Genomic DNA, 18,840 nt, shown 5'->3' with positions numbered 1-18,840 from the left:
TGCGGAGATCTTCGAGCCTATCGACCCGGAGGGCCATCGCTGCAGACCGACCCCGCGGCATCCTGCGAGGATGAAGACGTGATTCAACTGCAGCGTGTCAGCGTGTCCGTGGATGAGGCTGTCCTGCTTCCTCCGACCGATGCGAGCATCGCCCGCGGCGAGGCGGTGGCGCTGCGTGGGGAGAACGGGTCGGGCAAGACCACGCTGCTGCGGGTGCTCGCGGGCGCGCAGCGGCCCACTTCCGGCACCGTGTCGGTCGACGGCTCCCCCATCGACGAGCGCTCCCCGCGCTTCCGGCGCCGAGTGGCCTCGATGATCGCGCTGCCGCCGTTCGCGCGCGATCTGACCCTGCACGAGCACGTCATGCTGATCGCGACGACATGGGGTCGCGACGTCGATGACGCGAGCAGCGCGGCCTCGAGCGCTCTCGCCGAGCTCGGACTGTCCGGGCTGGAGAACCGGTTCCCGCACGAGCTGTCGTCGGGCCAACGCCAGATGGGCAGCCTTGCTCTGCTGCTCGTGCGTCCTTTCGACGTGCTGCTGCTGGACGAACCGGAGCAGCGCCTGGATGCAGCGCACCTCGATGTCGTGATCCGACTCCTCGGCCGCCTCCGCGCGGATGGCGTCACGGTGGTGTTCGCGACGCACAGCGACGCCCTGGCCTCGGCGGCCGCCGACCGCTCGCTCGTGCTGGACGCGGCATGACGGAAACCCTCGGCGTTACCTGGGCGGTCTGGCGGTCGCGACGAGCCTCGACGCCGCGCGATCGCGCCTTCGCCGTGTACGCCGCCCTCATGGTCGGGGTCGTCGTCGTGGCTCCGGTGGGGCGGGCGGCGTGGATCGGCCTCTCCAGCCCGGCCGTTCTCGCGGCGCTGAGCGCACCGGCCGCGGCTTCCGCGTGGGCGGTCTTCGGGGCGCTCGTCTGGATCGCCGCGATCTTCGTCGGCGGCGCGCGCGGTCCCGTCGTCCTCTCCCCCTTCCTCGCCCACGCCGTGCTCGCCAGTGCGGTTCCGCGCCTTCTCGGTCTCGCGCGCCCCTTCGTGCGCGCGGCCGCTGCGCTCAGCGGCGTCGGGCTCGTCGGTGCTGGCTTCGTCGGCGTCTTTCTGGCCACCCAGGGGGTGTCGAGCGTCGGCGGCGCCCTCGCCTTCGGCATGGCCGGCGCCGTCGTCGGACTCATCGCCGCGGTGCTGTGGCTCGCGGGGCAGACACTCGGCACACGCGTGTCGGCGGGGATGATCGGTGCCCTCGCCGCGGGCATGCTCGCATCGCTGGTCTGGCCTGCCGCCGCCGCCTTCACTCCCTGGGGTTGGTTCGGGATGCTGTCCCCCGGCGCTGCCCCGACACGCTGGCTCCTCGTGCCGTTGCTCGCGCTCGCCGTCCTCGCGGTTTGTGCGGTGCCTGTCCTCCTGGATCGCCTCCGGGGAGCCACGGTGTTCGCGCAGTCGCTGCGGTGGGACTCCGCCCGCACGATCGCATACGGACTCGATCTCTCCGGCGCGGCCGGGCTCTATCGCGTCGATCCGCGCATCGGTCGCCGGATGCGGGCCGTGCGCGCGCTGCAGCCGTTCGAATTGCGCATCTTCGTGCGCGACGTCGTCGGTGCCGCGCGGACTCCGGGTCGCCTGATGATGGGTTGCCTCGGCCTGCTCGTCGCCGGATCGCTGATCGTGCTCGCCATGGCGTCACCCGAGTTCACCGTCATCGCCGGCGCGGCGGCCGGAGTGATCCTCTACGCCGGCCTCGGCCCGCTCACCGATGGCGTGCGGCATGCGGCCGAGGCATCCGGTGCGCTCTCTCCCTACGGCGTCGGCGACGGTCGCCTGCTCGCCGCCCACCTGCTCCTGCCGCTACTGATCGGCGGTCTGCTCGTCGTCGCCGCGGCCGTCTCCGTGACTCTGATGCTCGCCGCGGGGTCGTGGAGCGCCGTTCTCGCGGGCTCGGCCGCCGCAATTCTCTGCGTCATCGTCCGGGTCTCGGACTCGCTGAAGCCGCCCATGCCGATCAGCCTGCTCGCCCCGATCCCCACGCCCATAGGCGACCCCTCCTCCGCTCTGCGGCTCGCCTGGGCCGCCGACGCGTTGATCATTGCGGCGGCGGTCGGCGCCGCCGCGGTCGCAACAGTTTCCACGGCGCTGCCCGTCGCGCTCGCGTCCCTGGCCATGGCGGTTCTCGTCGGCCGCCGTTGGTCGCAGCGCTGACCACTCAGTCTCCACGCCTACGGACATGACGACATGGCGGTCAGGCGAATGCCTGCAGCCCGGTCATGCTCCGGCCGACAATGAGGCTGTTCATCTCGCGAGTTCCTTCGAAAGAGTAGATCGCCTCCATGTCGGCGAAATAGCGTGCGACCCCGTGCTCGAGCACGATCCCGTTGCCGCCCAGGAGTTCCCGTGCCCATGCGACCGTCTCTCGCGCACGGGTCGTCACATACCCCTTCGCCAGCGCAGAATGAGCATCCGATTGCCGCCCGAGATCCTGCAGCTTCGATACCCGCACGCAGAGCGCGAGGCTGGCCGTGATGTTGCCCAGCGAGCGGCTGAGAAGATCCTGCACGAGTTGCCGGGCGGCGATCGGCGCCGTCAGGTGATGAGGAAACGCCGCACGCGCCCAATAGTCATCGCGATCGGTCGCACTTCGCGATCCAGAAAGTCGCGAAGCCGACGGATCGACGCGCTCTCCTGCTCGCTGAGCTCGTCTTGGAAGCCGTAGAAGTCCCCGGGGAGCATATCGGCGGGGTGAAGTGAGGCGGATGTCATGATCCCTTTCGGCAACCCATCAGATAAGTACACGCAGAACCGCGCATTCTGTCGCAATCCCGGTAGCATATCCCGCGACCCATCAGATATGTTTCACTCTCGACGAGGAGAAGGTATGAGCGCGATCAGGACAGCAATCGTGACGGGAGCCGCGCGCGGCATCGGCGCTGCCATCGCGACAAGGCTCGCGGCAGACGGTCGGCAGGTCGCCGTGCTCGACCTCGATCCGGACGCACTCGCCGGCACGGTCGAGGAGATCACACGCCTCGGCGGGCGCGCCCTCGGAGTGGCTGCAGACGTTTCGGACGCGGCGTCGGTCGCCGCCGCGGTCGCTCGCGTCGGCGCCGAACTCGGTCCGCCGACCATCCTCGTGAACAACGCGGGCATCCTGCGGGACAACCTCCTGTTCAAAATGCAGGATGCGGATTGGGATGCCGTCATCAACGTGCACCTCCGCGGCGCGTTCCTGATGGCCCGCGCAGTCCAGACGCATCAGGTCGAGGCACGCTGGGGGCGCATCGTGAACATGTCCAGCACGTCCGCCCTCGGAAACCGCGGGCAGGCGAACTATGCCGCCGCTAAGGCGGGTCTGCAGGGATTCACCAAGACGCTCGCCATCGAGCTCGGTCCGTTCGGAGTCACAGCGAACGCCATCGCCCCCGGGTTCATCGCCACCGACATGCTGCGCGAGACCGCGGCACGAATGGGCGTGACCTACGACGAGCTTCGCGAGTCCGCCGCCGCGGAGATCCCTGTCAGGCGAACCGGCACACCCGCCGACATCGCGTCGGCCACGTCGTACTTCACCAGCGACGAGGCATCATTCGTCAGCGGACAAGTGCTGTACGTCGCAGGTGGGCCGCAGGACTAGGCGATGGCGCACTATGAATCGCTCGACGCGCTGCTGAGCGCGCAGCTGCCGGCGGAGGAGCACACCAGCCAGTGGATGCCAATCGAGCAGTCACGGATCACTGACTTCGCGGACGCCACCGATGACCACCAATGGATCCACGTCGATGAGGCGCGGGCGTCGTCAGGGCCGTACGGGACGACCATTGCGCACGGCTACCTGACACTCGCGCTGCTTCCTGCACTGTTGGAGGGCAACGTCGAGGTCGCGGGAGCCGCCCTGCGAATCAACTACGGGCTCGATCATGTCCGGTTCCTCACCCCCGTGCCGTCAGGTGCGCGTGTGCGCGCGGTGAGCAGAGTGGTCGAGACCGCTCCCGCGTCGCAGGGCGCTCGCGTCACGCTCGAGGTGCGCGTCGAGATAGAAGGCGCCGAGCGCCCTGCACTGGTGGCCCATCAGCTCCTCATCGTCGTCGGGGACGAGCAGTGACCGGGAGTCTCGATGTGCCTACCACGATGTCGGTGGCCGCGATCCTCGCCGAATCAGCTCTGCGACACCCGGATCGGGTCGCCGTCATCGACGATGTCGGCGGTCGCACGACGTTCGCACAGCTCTGGCAGCACACCCGCGCCTATGCCGGAGCGCTCCGCGATCTCGACGTGGAGAAGGGCACGGCGGTCGCGATGATGATCCCCAACACCGTGGAGTTCCCGAAGACGTACTACGCCATCTTGGCGCTCGGCGCGATCGTGGTGCCCGTGCACCCTCTCCTGAAACCGGCGGAGATCCAGCATGTGCTGGACACGAGCGGAGCGCGGCTGCTGATCGCCGACGTCAGCTGCCTTGCCGCGGCATCCGCCTCGGCCCCTGAGCAGCTGGTGCAGGTGGGCGGTACGGCGGTGGACGACCTCGCCACGCTTTCCACGAGCACACCCGCCGTCGCCGGCTATCTGCCGATGCATCCGCTCGCGCCCGCGGCCATGCTGTTCACGAGCGGCACTTCGGGGCGCTCGAAGGCCGCTGTTCTCTCCCATCTGAATCTCGTCGAGCATGCGCACGTCTCGCTGCTCGATTCGCTGGATGTGCGCGCCGACGACATCATGTGCGCGGCGCTGCCGCTTTCCCATGTGTTCGGCCAGTCCACTGTGATGAACACCGCGTTCCGGCGAGGCGCGGCTCTCCAGCTGGTGCGTCGGTTCCACGCCGACGACACGTTGGAGATCCTCATCGACAACGGCGTGACGATCTTCGCGGGCGTTCCCACGATGCTCATCGCCCTCCTGGACGGCGCGCGCCGGAACCCGCTCCGGCCACCTCTGCGGTACGTGATCTCCGGAGGCTCATCCTTGCCTGTCGCATCGCTCGAGGCGTTCGTCGAGGTATTCGGGGCGCCGGTTCACGAGGGATACGGGCTGAGCGAGACCTCCCCCACCGTGACCTTCAACCACACCGGTGCGCCCAACCGCGCGGGAACGATCGGCACATCGATCTGGGGCATGGAAGTCCGCATCGCCGTTCCCGACATCGCCGACCGGATCGAACTCCTTCAGGATGGCAGCGACGGCGAGGTGGTCGTGCGCGGCCAGAACCTCTTCCTCGGCTATCACGACGATCCCGCAGCCACCGCGGCAGCGGTCGTGGACGGGTGGTTCCGCACCGGAGATGTCGGCCGGCGGAGCTCCGACGGCTACATCACGATCATCGACCGCACCAAGGAGATGATTCTGCGCGGCGGGTACAACGTGTACCCACGCGAAATCGAAGAAGTGCTGGCACGGATGCCGGGGGTGGCGAGCGTCGCCGTCTTCGGCGTCGCCGACGAGCGCAACGGAGAAGAGGTGATGGCCGCAGTCGTCCCGCTGGCGGGTGCAGGCCTCACCGCTGACTCCGTCGTGAGATATGCCCGCGAGCGCATCGCGGCACACAAGTACCCGCGACGTGTCGTGCTCGTGCACGAGCTGCCGCTCGGGCCGACCGGCAAGGTGCTGAAGCGTGAGCTGAACCGCATGTACAGCTGACAGCACAAGAGGGGTACGTCCGCACAGCAGGCAGCGCGGATTGTTCTGCACGAGCCCGTAGACGTATAGGCGCTACTGCCCGCCGAGCTCGGACGGGTGGGTGAGTCGCCACCAGGCCGTCGGAGGCAGAATGGTGCCCTCCACCTCGATGATCGCCGTCGCCGTGTTCGGGCCGGCCGTCCACGTGATGCTCCCGGCCTCCTCGCCGTCGGTGAACGAAACAGGCGTGGTCGTCTCCATCGTGGTGGTGATCGGAGTGTCTGACCACGTGAAGATGTCCGCGTCCTCGGCGATGACCACCTCTGCACTCGAGCCCCAGGGCGTGGAGTACGAGCCGACTACCTGGCCGAGCTCCGCCACGGGCAGGCGCCGGAAGCCGGAGCGGATGCTGTCGAACAGGGTGAGCACGCTGGCGTTCACCGATTCGCGGGAATGGCCGCCCACCATCACTCCGGTCACCTGGAGCGGTTCGGGGGCACCGACATCGAGGGATGCCGTGTACAGCAGGCTGTAGCTGCCGGGGCCGAGGTTGCCGGTCTTGAGGCCGGTGATCCCGTTGCTGCCCAGCAGGTCGTTCGTGTTGTAGATCTGCCCCGGACCCGGCAGCGACAGCGCCGGGGTCGCGACGATCTGCGCGATCGCCGGATGAGCGGCGGCCAGCTTGCCGATGGCGAGGAGGTCGCTCGGTGTGCTCACGTTGCGGTAGCTGATGCCCGTCGGTTCGATGATCGTGGTGCCGGTCAGTCCGTGGGCGGCGAGCCAGTCCTTCGTCGCATTCACGAACGCGCCCTGCGAGCCGAAGGCCCACCTCGCCATCGCCTGGGCGTAGTTGCTCGCCGAGGGGATGAGCATGGTCGCGAGCGCGTCGCGCTCCGACAGGGTGGTGCCGATGGGCATCGCCGCGATCGTCGCGCCCAGCACGTAGTACTTGTCGTAGAGATCGTGATCGTCCTTGTCGAAGGTGATCATCGGCCCCGGGTCCTCGGCGCTCGCCAGCGGCTTCGCGTCCAGGATGACGAGCGCGGTGATCAGCTTGCTGATGCTCGCGATCGAGCGCGGCTCGTCGGATCCGCTGCTCAGCCAGATTCCGCTCGCCTCGGCGCCGAGGTACTGGTCACCGCCGGAGATGCTGATCGCCGAGGCACCCCCGACCGGAAGCGCGATGGCGACCGGTCCGGGCGCCACGACCTCGGGAGAGTGCCACGTGACGCTCGGGGCGCTCACGGACGCCGTGAGCGCCCACGCGACGTAGCCGCCGATCGCGGCGCAGATGACGGCGAAGACGATCCCCACGATGAGCCAGCCGCGGCGACGGCGCGAGCGCCGGACCTCGCGCTCCAGCTGGATGTCGATGTCCTGCAGCGCGTACTCGTCCTGCATCAGCTCGGTCAGGCCGGACACCCCATCCGGAGCGTTCTGATGCGTCGTCATTGCCGCCCCCGTCGGTCGCCCTCATCCTCATCTTGCAACACGGCGGGCGGGCGCGGCGGACGCGCCGAGGATCTCGGCACAATTCCGACCTTGCGCGTGACTCAGTAGTGCTGCTGGATGGCGGCGGCGACCGCGCCCACATCGTCGTTCGCGGCGAAGACGCCCTCGATGCCGGCGGCGAACCCCTGGTTCATGATGATCGTGAAGGCGAGGTTGCGCCCGCTCTCGGACTCCATGACTCCGCCGAGCGCCTTGGTGTTCACGCGGTAACGGTCGTTGACGAGGTCCGGGTCCAGGAGTGTCCCGGTCTTCGCAAACACCTTGCCCGCTGCCGGGCTGTCGGGCTGGACGGTGGCGAGCGACCCGTCGACGCCGAGGATCGGCATCGTGGCACGCCACTGATCAGCATCAGGCCGCTTTGCCATGAGGCTTTGCACCGCCACGCCGTTGTCCGGCGTGATGAAGTTGCCGTTCAAGCCGGATCCGTCGATGAGCGAGACGCCGGTGGTGTCCAGCCCCGCGGCCGTCCACAGCTTGCCGACCTCGTCCAGTCCGGCGCTGCAGTCGTCCACGCCGGCCGCCGCCGACAGCAGGCATACGTACGCCTGCGCACCGCGGTTGTAGCTGATCTTCATGACATACGTCGCCTGTTGGGCGAGCGGCAGCGAGTCGAACTCGGCGACGGACGGCAGCGCGTCCACAGCATCCTTCGCCGCCAGGGAAGCTGTCGAGTTGGTGGCGATGGGGTCCCCTCCGACCGTGACCCCAGCCCGGCCGAGCGCCTCGATGAAGGCCGTGCGTGCGAACGTCGCGGGATCCTCGAGCGCGTACACCTTGAGCACGGGCTCGCTGTCGGCCGCGATGGTGCCGTCGATCGCGATGGCGCCGCGTCCGGTCGACTCCGGGTTCGAGATGGCGAACTTTTCGCCGGCGGCCACCGTCTGCACATCGCTGACGATGTGCCAGGGCGCCACGGCGGGTGTCATCTCCACCGTTGCCGGCTCGCCGGCGGCTCCGGGCGTGACCAGGACGTCGATGAGGTTCTGGTTGACGACGATCGGGGTGATCGGCTCGCCGTCCAGGGTGCCCTGGAAGAGACGGTCGTCCACCACGACGGTTCCGGTCACCGAGTCGATTCCGGATGCCTTCACCTGGGCCGCCAGATCGTCCAGGCCCGCCAGCGGATCCTCGGTGGTGAGTGTGGCTCCCGGAAGCGGGTTGGCGTCGTTGTGGTCGAGGTCGGTGTAGTCGACCGTGCCATCCGCCTTCGTCCTGCCACCCAGCGTGAAGTCTCCCTTGCCGACGAGCACGAGGTCGCCGTTCAGTGTTCGCGCCGCGACCTCCCCCATCCGCTTGACGGGTGTCGTGATGATGTAGTCCGGTCCCCACTTCAGCCAGGCCGCACCGACGCTGTATGTCTTCGTGAACGAGGCGGGCTCGGCCATCTTGTCGCCGTCCAGATCGATGAGCACCTCACCGGTGTCCAGATCCTTCACAGAGATCAGCCAGCGGCCGTTGGCGTACTGCGGCTGGTTCATGACCTCCAGCGCCGCCTCCGGAACGCCGGCGTCGCCGCCGCTCGCGTCGGGCGCGGGCGCCCCGAAGGTGCAGGCGGTCGCCATTGCGCCGACCACGGCGATGGTGAGGGCGGAGGCGCCCCAACGAAGGATGCTGCGTGTCATGGTGCGGTGTCACTTTCCAGGATGGCGGCCATACGGCGGAATGCCTGATCGGCGGGGTGGGCCTTGTTCGCGACGTTCGACTCGTTCGTGAAGACCACGATGCTCGCCCCGGTCGCCGGGTTGTGGAAGACGGCCGCGGTGAAGCCGAGCCCTTCGCCGTTGTGGCCCCACCACCCGTTCGTCTCCCCCATGCCCAGGGCGTACATGTCGTACGGCGGGCCGGCGTCCAACGGCGCTCCCTGCTCGCGCTCCGTCTGCGTCGCGGGGTCGAGCAGCGCACCCGTGGCGAGCGTCTGCGCCCACACCCGACCGTCGTCGAGGGTGGAGATCATCGACCCGGCCGGTCCGAAGATCGAGAAGTTCTGGGTCATGGGCTCACGCGGGTCGGCCGCCGGCCCGTACCCCGACGCGTGCGGCTCGCTCCATGACGCGATGTCGAGGATGTAGCGCGTCTGGTCGAGCTCCAGCGGCGCGAGGATCCGCTCGTCGAGCACCTCGGCGAACGGCTGACCCGTCACCTTCTCCACGACGGCGCCCAGGAGGTTGGTGTTCGCGTTCGTGTAGACGTGCTCCGCGCCGGGTTCGAACTGCGCCGGCTTGCCGAGCATGAACCCGTTCAGTTCGTCAAGAGTGAAGATCCTGGCCGGGTCGGCGCTGAAGACCCCGATGAAGTCGTCATTGGTGTAGTCGGCGTTGCCACTGGACATGCCGGCCAGCTCGCGCAGCGTGATGCGCTCGCCGTTGGTCACGCCCTCGACATACTCACCGATGGTGTCGTCGAGACTGACCTTTCCCTCGTCGACGAGCTGCAGCAGCAGGGTCACCGTGTACGACTTGGTGATGCTGCGGAGCGGCCAGGACATCTCGGTCGTCGTCGGCGTCGCGCTCTCGATGTCGGCGAGGCCGGCCGCCGTCGTCCACGAGCCCTCACCCGGGATCCAGACACCTGCGACCGCCCCAGGAACGTCATACTCGGCCATGGTCGCCTCGAGCGCGGCCTGCAACTCCTCCTGGAGTGCGGCCGGCAGCTCGCCGTCGGGGGCGGGCGGGCGGGCGGAGGACGACGCAGCAGACGGCGTGGGATCGGCGACGGATGACGCGGCGCAGCCGCCGAGCGTCACAGCCCCCGCGATCACGGCTGCCGTCGCGAGAAGGATCCGTCGGTGGTGACGACCCTTCGTGTCGGCGGGTACGAAGTGCGTAGTCGGCTCGAACACAGTGCCTCCCGGGTCAATGGGACTCGAGCGTACCGACACAGCGGACACGCTCGATATAGACCTAGCTACCCAGCATCCGTTGAGGGAATCGAGGAAATCCGTCGCGTTCGAGCGTTCCCGACGCGTCGCGCATGCTCGACAATGAGACCGCCGGTCCTCGCCGGTCCGGAGTCCAAGGAGGCCTCGATGGCCAGAACGCGCGACCGCGCAACAAGCGCGGAGTTGAAGAACACCGCGTACGAGATCTTCATCGGCATCCTGTCGATCCTTTCGATCGTCAATCTCGTGCTGGTCTACGTGTGGCACGGCGACGGCGGGTTGGAGCTGGTCCTGTCCGTGATGAACGGGCTGTTCAGCGTGGTGTTCCTCGGCGACTTCGTCTACCGGATCAGCACGGCACCGTCGGCAAGCCGCTACTTCTTCCGTGGGTACGGATGGGCGGACCTGCTCGCCAGTCTGCCGTTCCCGCAGTTGAAGATCCTGCGCATGTTCCGTCTGCTGCGCGTCTACCGGCTCCTGCGCGAGCTCGGGCCGCGCACGATCTGGACCACGCTGGTGCACGACCGCGCGAACAGTGCGCTGATGACCCTCCTCCTCATGGGTGTGCTCGTCCTCCAGTTCGGCAGCATCACCATGCTCGCGATCGAGGAGGACGCAGACGGCGCCAACATCACTACGGCGTCCGACGCGCTCTGGTACACGATCGTGACGATCTCCACCGTCGGCTACGGCGACCAGTACCCGGTGACCAACACCGGCCGCCTGATCGGCACGCTCATCATCGTCGTGGGCGTCGGAATCTTCGGCACCTTCACCGGGTACCTCGCGAATCTGTTCCTCGGACCGACCAAGAGCACGCCCAGCACCGAGGATCAGACGGACGCCTCGCCCTCGACCTCGGACGGTCCCGTGACGTCCATGACGTCCCACACCGCCAAGGGCGTAGCCGCGGGCGCAGCCGCCGGGGCTGTCACCGCGGGCGTCACGGCGGGTGCGGCGGCGTCCGTCGGGAGCGGGGGCGATCCCGACGCGGACCGCGCCGCCCGCCTTCAGGCGCTGCTGGCGCAGTCCGAAGCCACGCTGGCCGAGATCCGACAGCTCGTGGCGAGCTCGGCGAGCTGAGTGAACGCGGTCCACAACATGGGCTGCGAGCGAGAAGTGTGTGGTGGGGCGGGTGGGACTTGAACCCACGATCGTCGGGTTATGAGCCCGCTGCCTTGACCAGCTTGGCCACCGCCCCTCAGCGATCGAGCATATCGCGAGGGTCGACCGGCTCTGCGCATGCGAAAATCTCCGTGTGGACCTGATCGCGTGGTTGGTGGTCGGCGGGCTCGTCGGTGCGACCCTCGTCGTCATCGCTCTCGCGCCGCGACTGAAGCGCAGCAATCTCCGTCGTCAGCTCACCGGCGGCGGCAGTCTCGGCGGCTTGGCCGGCGGCATCGACGCCGTGTGGAGGCCGACGGCCGAGGACGCGAACGCCGGATGGGAGCGCGAAACGGTACTGCCGGCTCCCGCGCCTCTGGCGGGCGGCAAGGACGACCTGGACGGTGACGGACCCCTCGTCATCCGTGTGAAGGACTGAAGGCTCAGGAGTCCTTGCTGCGGCGGGGCCGGGGCTCTTCGTCGATCGGCGGCGCCGGCCAGACCTTGGACACGGCCTCGGTGATGCGGATGGAACCGGTCTTGGGCGCCGCATCCGCTGCGCCGTTGCTGCCACGTTCGATCGGGATCTCACGGCTGTTGTTGCTGACGACTTCGGGATGGAAACGGGCGAGCTGCACCACGCCCCACACCGCGATGGCGCCCGCGACGCCGAACCCGACCAACGCCCACCACGGCGCGGTCGAGGCCTCGCCGAGCACGAGGAGGCCGATCAGTACGGCCACCATCGGGTCGACCACGGTGAGTCCCGCGATGACGAGGTCAGGGGGGCCGACGGAGTAGGCCGTCTGCACGAAGTACGCACCCACCGCGACGGCGGCCAGCAGCGCGATCAGGCAGACGAGGGTGAGCCAGTCGAAGTCCTGCGCTCGGATCCGCACGATGACGACCTTGGCCAGCGTCGCGACGAATCCGTAGATGACGCCAGCGGCCATGATGTAGAACAGCGCCTGCATACGGTGGCGCAGCCAGATCCACAGCACGCTGAACACGATGATGACCGCGACCATGATGCCGAGGATGATGTAGAGCTGCTGATCGGTGATGGCGTGCTCGGTGGCGAAGAACGCGGCGATCGTGACGAAGATGAAGATGCCGCCCACGCAGGCTGCGATCGCCTGGATCGACTGCCGCGTCGGCTTGTGTCCGGAGACCCGCGCGTTCAGGAGCGTGGTGATGACGAGCGCGATCGCGCCCAGGGGCTGCACCAGGATCAGCGGGGCGACCGACAGGGCACCGAGCTGGCAGACGATGGCGAGACCCAGCATGACGGTGCCGAGAACCCACGACGGCCGGCGCAGGAGGGCCAGCAGCTGGCCGCCGGTGAGCCCAGAGGTACCGGCATGACCGGACATGCGCTCGACCTTGGTGACGCCGCGATGCTGATACTGGGCGCCCAGCGACATGAAGACGGCGCCGAGCAGCGCCAACGGGATTCCGATCAGGATCGCCGGGTCGCGGAAGACTCCGACGAGTTCGTCGGTGACGTCGTCGATCGAGACTCCCAGCCAGTACACCACTCGACACTAACCGCCCTGATGCCTCGGTAGGCTCAAGGCGTGGCCGTTCTACCGATTCGCATCATGGGAGATCCCGTGCTGCATGCTCCCGCATCCCCCGTTGAAGAGATCACCGACGACGTGCGACAACTCGTCAATGACATGTTCGAGACGATGGATGCCGCACCCGGCGTGGGTCTGGCGGCACCGCAGGTCGGAGTGGGCCTCCGGATCTACACGTACAACTACAGCGATGACGACGGCCAACCCTGGCGCGGCGTGATCATCAACCCCGAGCTGTGGATGCACCCGATCGAACCCGGCGAGCCCGACCCCGACGAGGAGTCCGAAGGCTGCCTCTCGTTCCCGGGCGAGCGGTTCCCGCTGCGCCGTTCCGAGCGCGCGCTCGTGACCGGTATCGATCTCGACGGTGCGCCGGTGCGCGTCGAGGTCGACGGCTGGCGCGCCCGGATCATGCAGCACGAGTTCGATCACCTCGACGGAGTGCTGTACATCGATCGCCTGGACGACGGCGACTGGAAGATCGTGCAGAAGATCGCCCGCAAGCGCGGCTGGGGTCGCCCCGGCCAGGCCTGGATGCCGGGCGTCGACGACATCGACGCGTAACACTCCCCCGCTTCTTACACCGCGTCCGCGCCCCCGATGGGGCCGGGCGCGGTTTTGCGTATGCGGGAGAACCCGTCGAGACTGCACGCGGGCGTCGAGACTGCACGCAGGCGTCGAGACTGCGGGCAATACCCAATGTCTCGACGTCCCGCTGCAGTCTCGCGGTCGGAAGGCATCACGACCGGACTCACACAGGGCACGAAAAACGGCCCGGGAGTGGAGTCCCAGGCCGTTCGCTCCCCGGCTTGGACTCGAACCAAGAACCTATCGGTTAACAGCCGATTGCTCTGCCAATTGAGCTACCGAGGAAAATGCCCGCCGTGAGCGGGCAACCACACCATCGTAGCAAATGTCGGAGGGTGCTCGTGACCTCAGGAGGCCACCAATCGGTGATCCGCCTCCGCACTGGGGGTCCACAGCAGGTCTCCGGGCCGCGAGCCGTAGGCGATCGCGTGGCCGGCACGCAGCACCAGCACCGACGCTCCCAGGTCGGTCGCGACATCCTTCTCGTTCGTCACGACGAAAGTCGCCATGCCGTACGCGTCACGGCGGCGGATGAGCGCCTCCTTGGCCGCGCGGCGCACCTCGACGTCGAGCGTCGAGAACGGCTCGTCGGCGATCAGCACCCGCGGGTGCAGCACGAGCGCGCGGGCGAGCGCGACACGTTGCCGCATGCCCGCGCTGAGCTCGTACGGGTACTTCGCCGAGGCCCCGAGCGGGAGCTGCAGCTCGTCCAGAAGGGTGGCGACACGTACCGCCAGCGCACGGGCGTTGACGCGGCGGTCGCGGCTCGTGATCGGCTCGGCGATGACCTCCGCCACGGTGAGGCGCGCGGGCAGGTGTGCGCCCGCAGCCTGAGCGAGGTAGCCGGTGACGTAGGTGAGCGTGCGGTGCGCGCGGCCGGGGCGTCGTACCGGGATGCCTTCGACGTGCGCGGCGCCGCCGACGACGGCCAGGCCGGGCTCATCCGCACCGGCGAGGACCGCGGCGAGGCTCGATTTGCCCGCGCCGGTCGGTCCCATGACGGCGATAGTGGCGCCGTGCGGCAGTTCGAACGAGACGCCGTCCACTACCCGGGCGGTTCCGCCGGATCGATTGGACGAGCGCGCCACGGACAGGTCGACAGCGCGGATCGCGACGTCGGATTCTCGTCGGCGGGGCATGTCCTCATCCTGCCCTGCCGGACGACCGAATGCCACCCCGTTGCTACTGCTCGGCCAGCAGAACGCGCCGGGCGTTCTCCAGGTCGCGCAGCCGGACGCTGATCGCGCGTCCCTCATCCGAATCGGGGGCGACGCGCTGGATGGTGCCGCGCAGCTCGACCTTCTCGCGGTTGATCTCGCGCATCACGATGCCCCGCGCCAAGTCGGTCGTGGACGCGATCGCATGAGCGTCGTCACGCGCGGGGAATGCCCCCGTCAGCAGTTCGGCCGCGAGACCTCGGTACGGCTCGCGCACGGAGGTCACGGCGTCGGCCGCCCATCCGGCGCGCGACATGTCCGCCCCGAGCATCGATTGGCGCACGGCCTCGAGGGCCGGATGCCGGAACGGCAGCGCGATGGCACGCTCGACGAGCTCGGGGTCGAGCCGGTGCCCGAACTGCAGGAAGCCCATCAGCGTGTCGCGCTCCAGCGCGACATCCGGAGACCGCGGCAGCGAGGCGAGCGTCACACGCAGCTGCGGATCGACGGCTTCCGGCTCGACAGGCTCCGGCGTGGAACGGCGGGCGGATGCCGCAGACCCGGCGCGTGCGGCACGATCCACGGCCTTCTCGACCTCGGGCAGGTCCAGGCCCAGACGACGCGCCAGAACGCGCGTGTAGCCCGGGCGCAGGGCCGGATCGCGGATCTCGGCGACGATCGGCGCAGCGGAGCGCAGGGCACCGGCCCGACCCTCCACGGAGGCGAGGTCGAACCCCTTGAGGCGCTGATCGATGACGAACTCGAACATCGGCGCCTTGGCTTCCATCAGCAGGCGCACGGCGCCATCGCCGCGCTGGAGGCGCAGGTCGCACGGGTCGAGGCCGCCCGGAGCGACGGCGACGTAGGTCTGGGCGGCGAACCGCTTCTCGTCGGCGAAGGCGCGCAGCGCGGCCTTCTGCCCAGCCTCATCCGGGTCGAACGTGAAGATCACTTCGCCTGCGGTCGAGTCATCCCCCATCACGCGCCGCAGCACAGTGATGTGGTCGGCGCCGAACGCGGTGCCGCAGGTCGCGATCGCGGTCGTGATCCCGGCCAGGTGGCACGCCATTACATCGGTGTAGCCCTCCACGACCACGACACGGTGCTGGCGGGAGATGTCGCGCTTGGCGAGGTCCAGGCCGTATAGGACCTGGGCCTTCTTGTAGATCGAGGTCTCGGGCGTGTTCAGGTACTTCGGCCCGTTGTCGTCGTCGTACAGCCGCCGTGCGCCGAACCCGATCACCTGTCCGGTGAGGTCGCGGATCGGCCACACGAGACGACCGCGGAACCGGTCGTAGACGCCGCGCTGCCCCTGCGAGACCAGGCCGGCGGCCGTCAGCTCGTCACGGGTGAATCCCTGCGCCGTGAGCGCGTCGGTCAATCCCTGCCAGCCGCGCGGGGCGTAGCCGACGCCGAAGTGCGCAGCCGCGCCCGCATCGAATCCGCGCTCCCCCAGGAACTTGCGTCCGGCGTCGGCGTCCGGGGTGAGCAGTTGTGCCCGATAGAACTCTGCGGCGGCGGAGTTGGCCGCGTACAGGCGCGAACGCCCGGCGGTCTCCGGGGCGGCGCCGCCGTCCTCGTAGTGCAGCGTGTAGCCGATGCGACCGGCCAGGATCTCCACGGCCTCCGTGAAGGAGACATGGTCGATCGCGCGCAGGAACGAATAGACGTCGCCCGATTCGCCGCATCCGAAGCAGTGATAGAAGCCGCTCTGCGATCGCACGTTGAAGCTCGGGCTGCGTTCGTCGTGGAATGGGCACAGGCCCTTCAGCGAGCCCACGCCGGCAGACTTGAGAGCGACCCGTTCGCCGATGACGTCAGCGATGTTGGTGCGGGACTTGACCTCGTCGACGTCGGCCTGCCGGATCCGACCCGCCATCAGGGCGCCGTCCGCACGGCGGGCTTGGAACCCGGCGCCCAGACGCCGACGGATGCCGCGTCCACCTCGCCGACGAGACGCCCGTGCCACGCGATCGCGTGCTGATCCGTGAGGCTGGCGACCTGGTCGACGACGACGCGGCGACGTGCGGCATCCGAATCCGCGGTCGCGAAGTCGACGGCGTGCAGCGGGTCGAGGTCCTGCGGGCTGTCCCACAGCGCCGTCGCGAGGCGCTTGAGCAACCGGCGCTGCTCCTTGTAGAGCTCCTTGCGCCCGTCGATCGAGACGACCACCGCACCGATGATTCCCTTGAGCACCGCCATCTCGGCCTCGACCACGCGGGGCACGATCACGTGAGCGCTGTAGCGCGTCAGGACGGTGCTGGGATAGGCCTCGCGGGTCGCGGTCGTCGCGGCGCGTGCGAAGCGTCCGATGAGGTCCGACGTGAGGTTCTTCAATCCCGCCAGGTCGACACGGGTGCTGTCGAACCGGGTGATCCACTCGGGGAGCCGCGTCAGCCGGAACAGGGCCTCCTCGAGCTCCTCGCGGGCGAAGTCGTAGCCGACCCACGTCTGGATCGCCGTCAGCAGCGACTCGTGCTCGTCGGGGGCGATCAGCTGCGCAGGATCGAGGTAGCCGTTGACGACCGCGTCCTCGAAGTCGTGCACCGAGTACGCGATGTCGTCGGAGAGATCCATGACCTCGGCCTCGATGCAGCGCACCCGGCCGGGCGCGCCCTCGCGCATCCAGTGGAAGACGGGCTCGTCGTCGGGATACACGCCGAACTTGAGGCGGCCGCCGGGATCCGGAACCGGATGATCCGCCGTCCACGGGTACTTGCAGGTCGCGTCGAGGCTCGCGCGCGTCAGGTTGAGCCCGTAGCTCTCCCCGTTCTCGCCGAACACCTTCGGCTCGAGGCGGCTGATGATCCGCAGCGTCTGGGCATTGCCCTCGAACCCGCCGATGTCTTCGGCCCAGTCGTTCAGCGCCCGTTCGCCGTTGTGCCCGAACGGCGGATGCCCGAGGTCGTGGCTGAGGCAGGCCGTGTCGACGACGTCCGGCGACAGCAGCAGGGCCGTTGCCAGCTCGCGACCGACCTGGGCGACCTCGAGCGAGTGCGTGAGGCGATTGCGGGCGAAGTCGGCGGGGCTGGCCGGGCTCAGCACCTGGGTCTTGGCGGCGAGGCGCCGGAGCGCGGCCGAGTGCAGCACCCGGGCGCGGTCGCGCGCGAAGTCGTCGCGCTGCGAGCGGTGGCTCTCGTTCTGGAACCGGGCGGCATCGGTGTCGGTGTACCCGGTGGGCCGGCCCTGCGCCACGCCGACCGCGGCCGCGTGCTCAGCCACCACTGGTATCGAGCTCCGCTTCGCGAAGGATCGTGGATGCCGCGACCCCGAGTTCGCGCGAGTCCAGCCAGCCGTCCGGCAGCGCCGGGCGCTTGGGTGTGCCGGCGCGTCCGCGCTGACCCTCCGCAGCGGCGCCGGGGTACGGCGCGTCCAGGTCGAGCTGCGCGAGCAGCTCGTCGATCTCGACCAGGGTCGAGGCGGTCGCGAGTGCGGCGCGGATGTCGCCGCCGACCGGGTACCCCTTGAAGTACCAGGCGACGTGCTTGCGGATGTCGCGGCATCCGCGGCCCTCGTCGTCGAAGAACTCGACCAGGAGCTCGGCGTGACGGCGGAACGCCTGGGCGACGAAGCCGAGGGTGGCGTCGACCGGTGCCGCGGGAGCAGCACCCGGTCCGCCGAGGGCGCGGGCGAGATCGCCGAACAGCCAGGGACGGCCGAGGCAGCCGCGTCCGACCACGACGCCGTCGCACCCGGTCTCGTCCATCATCCGCTGGGCGTCTTCCGCGGCCCAGATGTCGCCGTTGCCGAGCACCGGGACGCTGGTCACGGCCTGCTTGAGGGCCGTGATCGCATCCCAGTCAGCGGTGCCGGAGTAGAACTCGGAGGCGGTCCGCGCGTGCAGCGCGACCGCGGCGACCCCGGCGTCCTCCGCGATGCGGCCGGCATCCAGGAATGTCAAGTGGTCGGTGTCGATGCCCTTGCGCATCTTGACGGTCAGCGGGATGTCACCGGCGGCCTGGACTGTCTGGGTGACGATGTCACGGAAGAGACCGAGCTTCCAGGGCAGTGCCGCGCCGCCGCCCTTGCGGGTGACCTTGGGCACGGGGCATCCGAAGTTCAGATCGATGTGATCGGCGTGGTCCTCTTCGACGAGGATGCGCACGGCATCCGCCATCGTCTTCGGGTCAACCCCGTAGAGCTGGATGGAGCGCGGGGTCTCGGATTCGTGATGGCGGATGAGGCGCATCGTCGTGTCGTTGCGCTCGACGAGCGCGCGAGAAGTGATCATCTCGCTGACGTAGAGGCCCGCACCGTACTCGCGGCAGAGTCGACGGAAGGCGGTGTTGGTGATGCCCGCCATCGGCGCCAGCACGACCGGCGCATCGAGCGTGATGGGCCCGATGCGCAGTGGTGATGCGGTGGAAACGGCGGTGGTCATCCATCCATTCTCCCAGACCGGCACGGCCTTCGTCCCG

17 protein-coding genes, 2 tRNA genes and 1 pseudogene are annotated in these 18,840 nt (G+C 68.7%); 8 read left to right on the top strand and 12 right to left on the bottom strand.

All coding sequences use genetic code 11. From position 1 onward, the window contains the following. Nucleotides 1-78: 78 nt before the first annotated feature. Nucleotides 79-705 (top strand): ABC transporter ATP-binding protein, encoded by a 627-nt coding sequence (locus ASD65_RS02215; RefSeq protein WP_082561541.1) that lies wholly within the window; start codon nucleotides 79-81, stop codon nucleotides 703-705. Continuing rightward, complete coding sequence (locus ASD65_RS02210) at nucleotides 702-2,198, top strand: hypothetical protein (RefSeq protein WP_056217820.1); 1,497 nt, start codon at nucleotides 702-704, stop codon at nucleotides 2,196-2,198. Before ASD65_RS02215 ends, ASD65_RS02210 begins: the two co-directional genes overlap by 4 nt. Nucleotides 2,199-2,238: 40 nt before the next feature. Here the strand turns inward: ASD65_RS02210 and ASD65_RS18670 are convergent. Together ASD65_RS18670 and ASD65_RS19270 are read right to left on the bottom strand one after the other, a co-directional pair. Next, nucleotides 2,239-2,574 (bottom strand): annotated as a pseudogene (locus ASD65_RS18670) (acyl-CoA dehydrogenase family protein); the annotation flags it as partial. Between the two features lie 5 nt (nucleotides 2,575-2,579). Continuing rightward, a complete protein-coding gene (locus ASD65_RS19270; protein WP_235566582.1) occupies nucleotides 2,580-2,756 on the bottom strand; it encodes a hypothetical protein in 177 nt (58 codons plus the stop codon). Between the two features lie 115 nt (nucleotides 2,757-2,871). Here ASD65_RS19270 and fabG point away from each other — a divergent pair, with 115 nt between their 5' ends. From fabG to ASD65_RS02190, 3 genes are read left to right on the top strand one after another with little or no spacing between them, the layout of a single operon-like run. Continuing rightward, nucleotides 2,872-3,627, top strand: coding sequence for a 3-oxoacyl-ACP reductase FabG (fabG, locus tag ASD65_RS02200; RefSeq protein ID WP_056217814.1), 756 nt, complete (start codon nucleotides 2,872-2,874; stop codon nucleotides 3,625-3,627). Between the two features lie 3 nt (nucleotides 3,628-3,630). Then, nucleotides 3,631-4,095 carry a MaoC family dehydratase gene (locus tag ASD65_RS02195; protein ID WP_056217813.1) on the top strand — a complete coding sequence of 155 codons (465 nt, stop codon included), beginning with the start codon at nucleotides 3,631-3,633 and terminating at the stop codon, nucleotides 4,093-4,095. Further along, a complete protein-coding gene (locus ASD65_RS02190; protein WP_327041559.1) occupies nucleotides 4,092-5,624 on the top strand; it encodes an AMP-binding protein in 1,533 nt (510 codons plus the stop codon). Before ASD65_RS02195 ends, ASD65_RS02190 begins: the two co-directional genes overlap by 4 nt. A 72-nt stretch (nucleotides 5,625-5,696) precedes the next feature. Here the strand turns inward: ASD65_RS02190 and ASD65_RS02185 are convergent, their stop codons facing one another. From ASD65_RS02185 to ASD65_RS02175, 3 genes are all read right to left on the bottom strand, one after another. After that, complete coding sequence (locus ASD65_RS02185) at nucleotides 5,697-7,055, bottom strand: D-alanyl-D-alanine carboxypeptidase family protein (RefSeq protein WP_056217811.1); 1,359 nt, start codon at nucleotides 7,053-7,055, stop codon at nucleotides 5,697-5,699. A gap of 101 nt (nucleotides 7,056-7,156) precedes the next feature. Next, entirely contained in the window at nucleotides 7,157-8,737 is a 1,581-nt protein-coding gene (dacB, locus tag ASD65_RS02180) for a D-alanyl-D-alanine carboxypeptidase/D-alanyl-D-alanine endopeptidase (RefSeq protein WP_056217810.1), read from the bottom strand. Beyond that, nucleotides 8,734-9,954 carry a serine hydrolase domain-containing protein gene (locus ASD65_RS02175; protein ID WP_056217806.1) on the bottom strand — a complete coding sequence of 407 codons (1,221 nt, stop codon included), beginning with the start codon at nucleotides 9,952-9,954 and terminating at the stop codon, nucleotides 8,734-8,736. Before ASD65_RS02175 ends, dacB begins: the two co-directional genes overlap by 4 nt. Nucleotides 9,955-10,140: 186 nt before the next feature. Between ASD65_RS02175 and ASD65_RS02170 the strand changes: the two genes are divergently transcribed. After that, nucleotides 10,141-11,076: a potassium channel family protein gene (locus ASD65_RS02170; protein WP_082561848.1), complete on the top strand. Its 936-nt coding sequence runs from the start codon at nucleotides 10,141-10,143 to the stop codon at nucleotides 11,074-11,076. Nucleotides 11,077-11,117: 41 nt separating this feature from the next. On the opposite strand, the gene ASD65_RS02165 is transcribed toward ASD65_RS02170, so the two are convergent. Further along, a tRNA-Ile gene (locus tag ASD65_RS02165) sits at nucleotides 11,118-11,194 on the bottom strand. 57 nt (nucleotides 11,195-11,251) lie between these two features. Between ASD65_RS02165 and ASD65_RS18665 the strand changes: the two genes are divergently transcribed. Beyond that, on the top strand, nucleotides 11,252-11,536 hold the full coding sequence (locus ASD65_RS18665; protein ID WP_082561539.1) for a hypothetical protein: 285 nt from the start codon (nucleotides 11,252-11,254) through the stop codon (nucleotides 11,534-11,536). 4 nt (nucleotides 11,537-11,540) lie between these two features. Here the strand turns inward: ASD65_RS18665 and ASD65_RS02160 are convergent, their stop codons facing one another. Next, on the bottom strand, nucleotides 11,541-12,632 hold the full coding sequence (locus tag ASD65_RS02160) for a DMT family transporter (protein WP_156378765.1): 1,092 nt from the start codon (nucleotides 12,630-12,632) through the stop codon (nucleotides 11,541-11,543). Between the two features lie 42 nt (nucleotides 12,633-12,674). Here ASD65_RS02160 and def point away from each other — a divergent pair, with 42 nt between their 5' ends. Beyond that, on the top strand, nucleotides 12,675-13,241 hold the full coding sequence (gene def / locus ASD65_RS02155; protein WP_082561538.1) for a peptide deformylase: 567 nt from the start codon (nucleotides 12,675-12,677) through the stop codon (nucleotides 13,239-13,241). Nucleotides 13,242-13,477: 236 nt separating this feature from the next. On the opposite strand, the gene ASD65_RS02150 is transcribed toward def, so the two are convergent. The 5 genes from ASD65_RS02150 to dusB form a co-directional block, all read right to left on the bottom strand. Beyond that, nucleotides 13,478-13,550 (bottom strand) — tRNA-Asn (locus ASD65_RS02150). A 62-nt stretch (nucleotides 13,551-13,612) separates the two neighbouring features. Continuing rightward, the gene (locus ASD65_RS02145) at nucleotides 13,613-14,404 is read right to left on the bottom strand and encodes an ATP-binding cassette domain-containing protein (protein WP_056217797.1); all 792 of its coding nucleotides are present in this window, start codon (nucleotides 14,402-14,404) and stop codon (nucleotides 13,613-13,615) included. A gap of 43 nt (nucleotides 14,405-14,447) precedes the next feature. Then, a complete protein-coding gene (gene dnaG, locus ASD65_RS02140) occupies nucleotides 14,448-16,301 on the bottom strand; it encodes a DNA primase (protein WP_056217795.1) in 1,854 nt (617 codons plus the stop codon). Further along, complete coding sequence (locus ASD65_RS02135; RefSeq protein ID WP_442922444.1) at nucleotides 16,301-17,653, bottom strand: deoxyguanosinetriphosphate triphosphohydrolase; 1,353 nt, start codon at nucleotides 17,651-17,653, stop codon at nucleotides 16,301-16,303. Before ASD65_RS02135 ends, dnaG begins: the two co-directional genes overlap by 1 nt. Then, nucleotides 17,637-18,803, bottom strand: a complete 1,167-nt coding sequence (gene dusB / locus ASD65_RS02130; protein ID WP_056224382.1) for a tRNA dihydrouridine synthase DusB — start codon at nucleotides 18,801-18,803, stop codon at nucleotides 17,637-17,639. Before dusB ends, ASD65_RS02135 begins: the two co-directional genes overlap by 17 nt. Between the last annotated feature and the right edge of the window lie 37 nt (nucleotides 18,804-18,840).

Source organism: Microbacterium sp. Root61 (assembly GCF_001427525.1).
In the GTDB taxonomy this organism is placed as follows: Bacteria; Actinomycetota; Actinomycetes; order Actinomycetales; family Microbacteriaceae; genus Microbacterium.
This window is presented reverse-complemented; position numbering and strand designations above follow the sequence as displayed.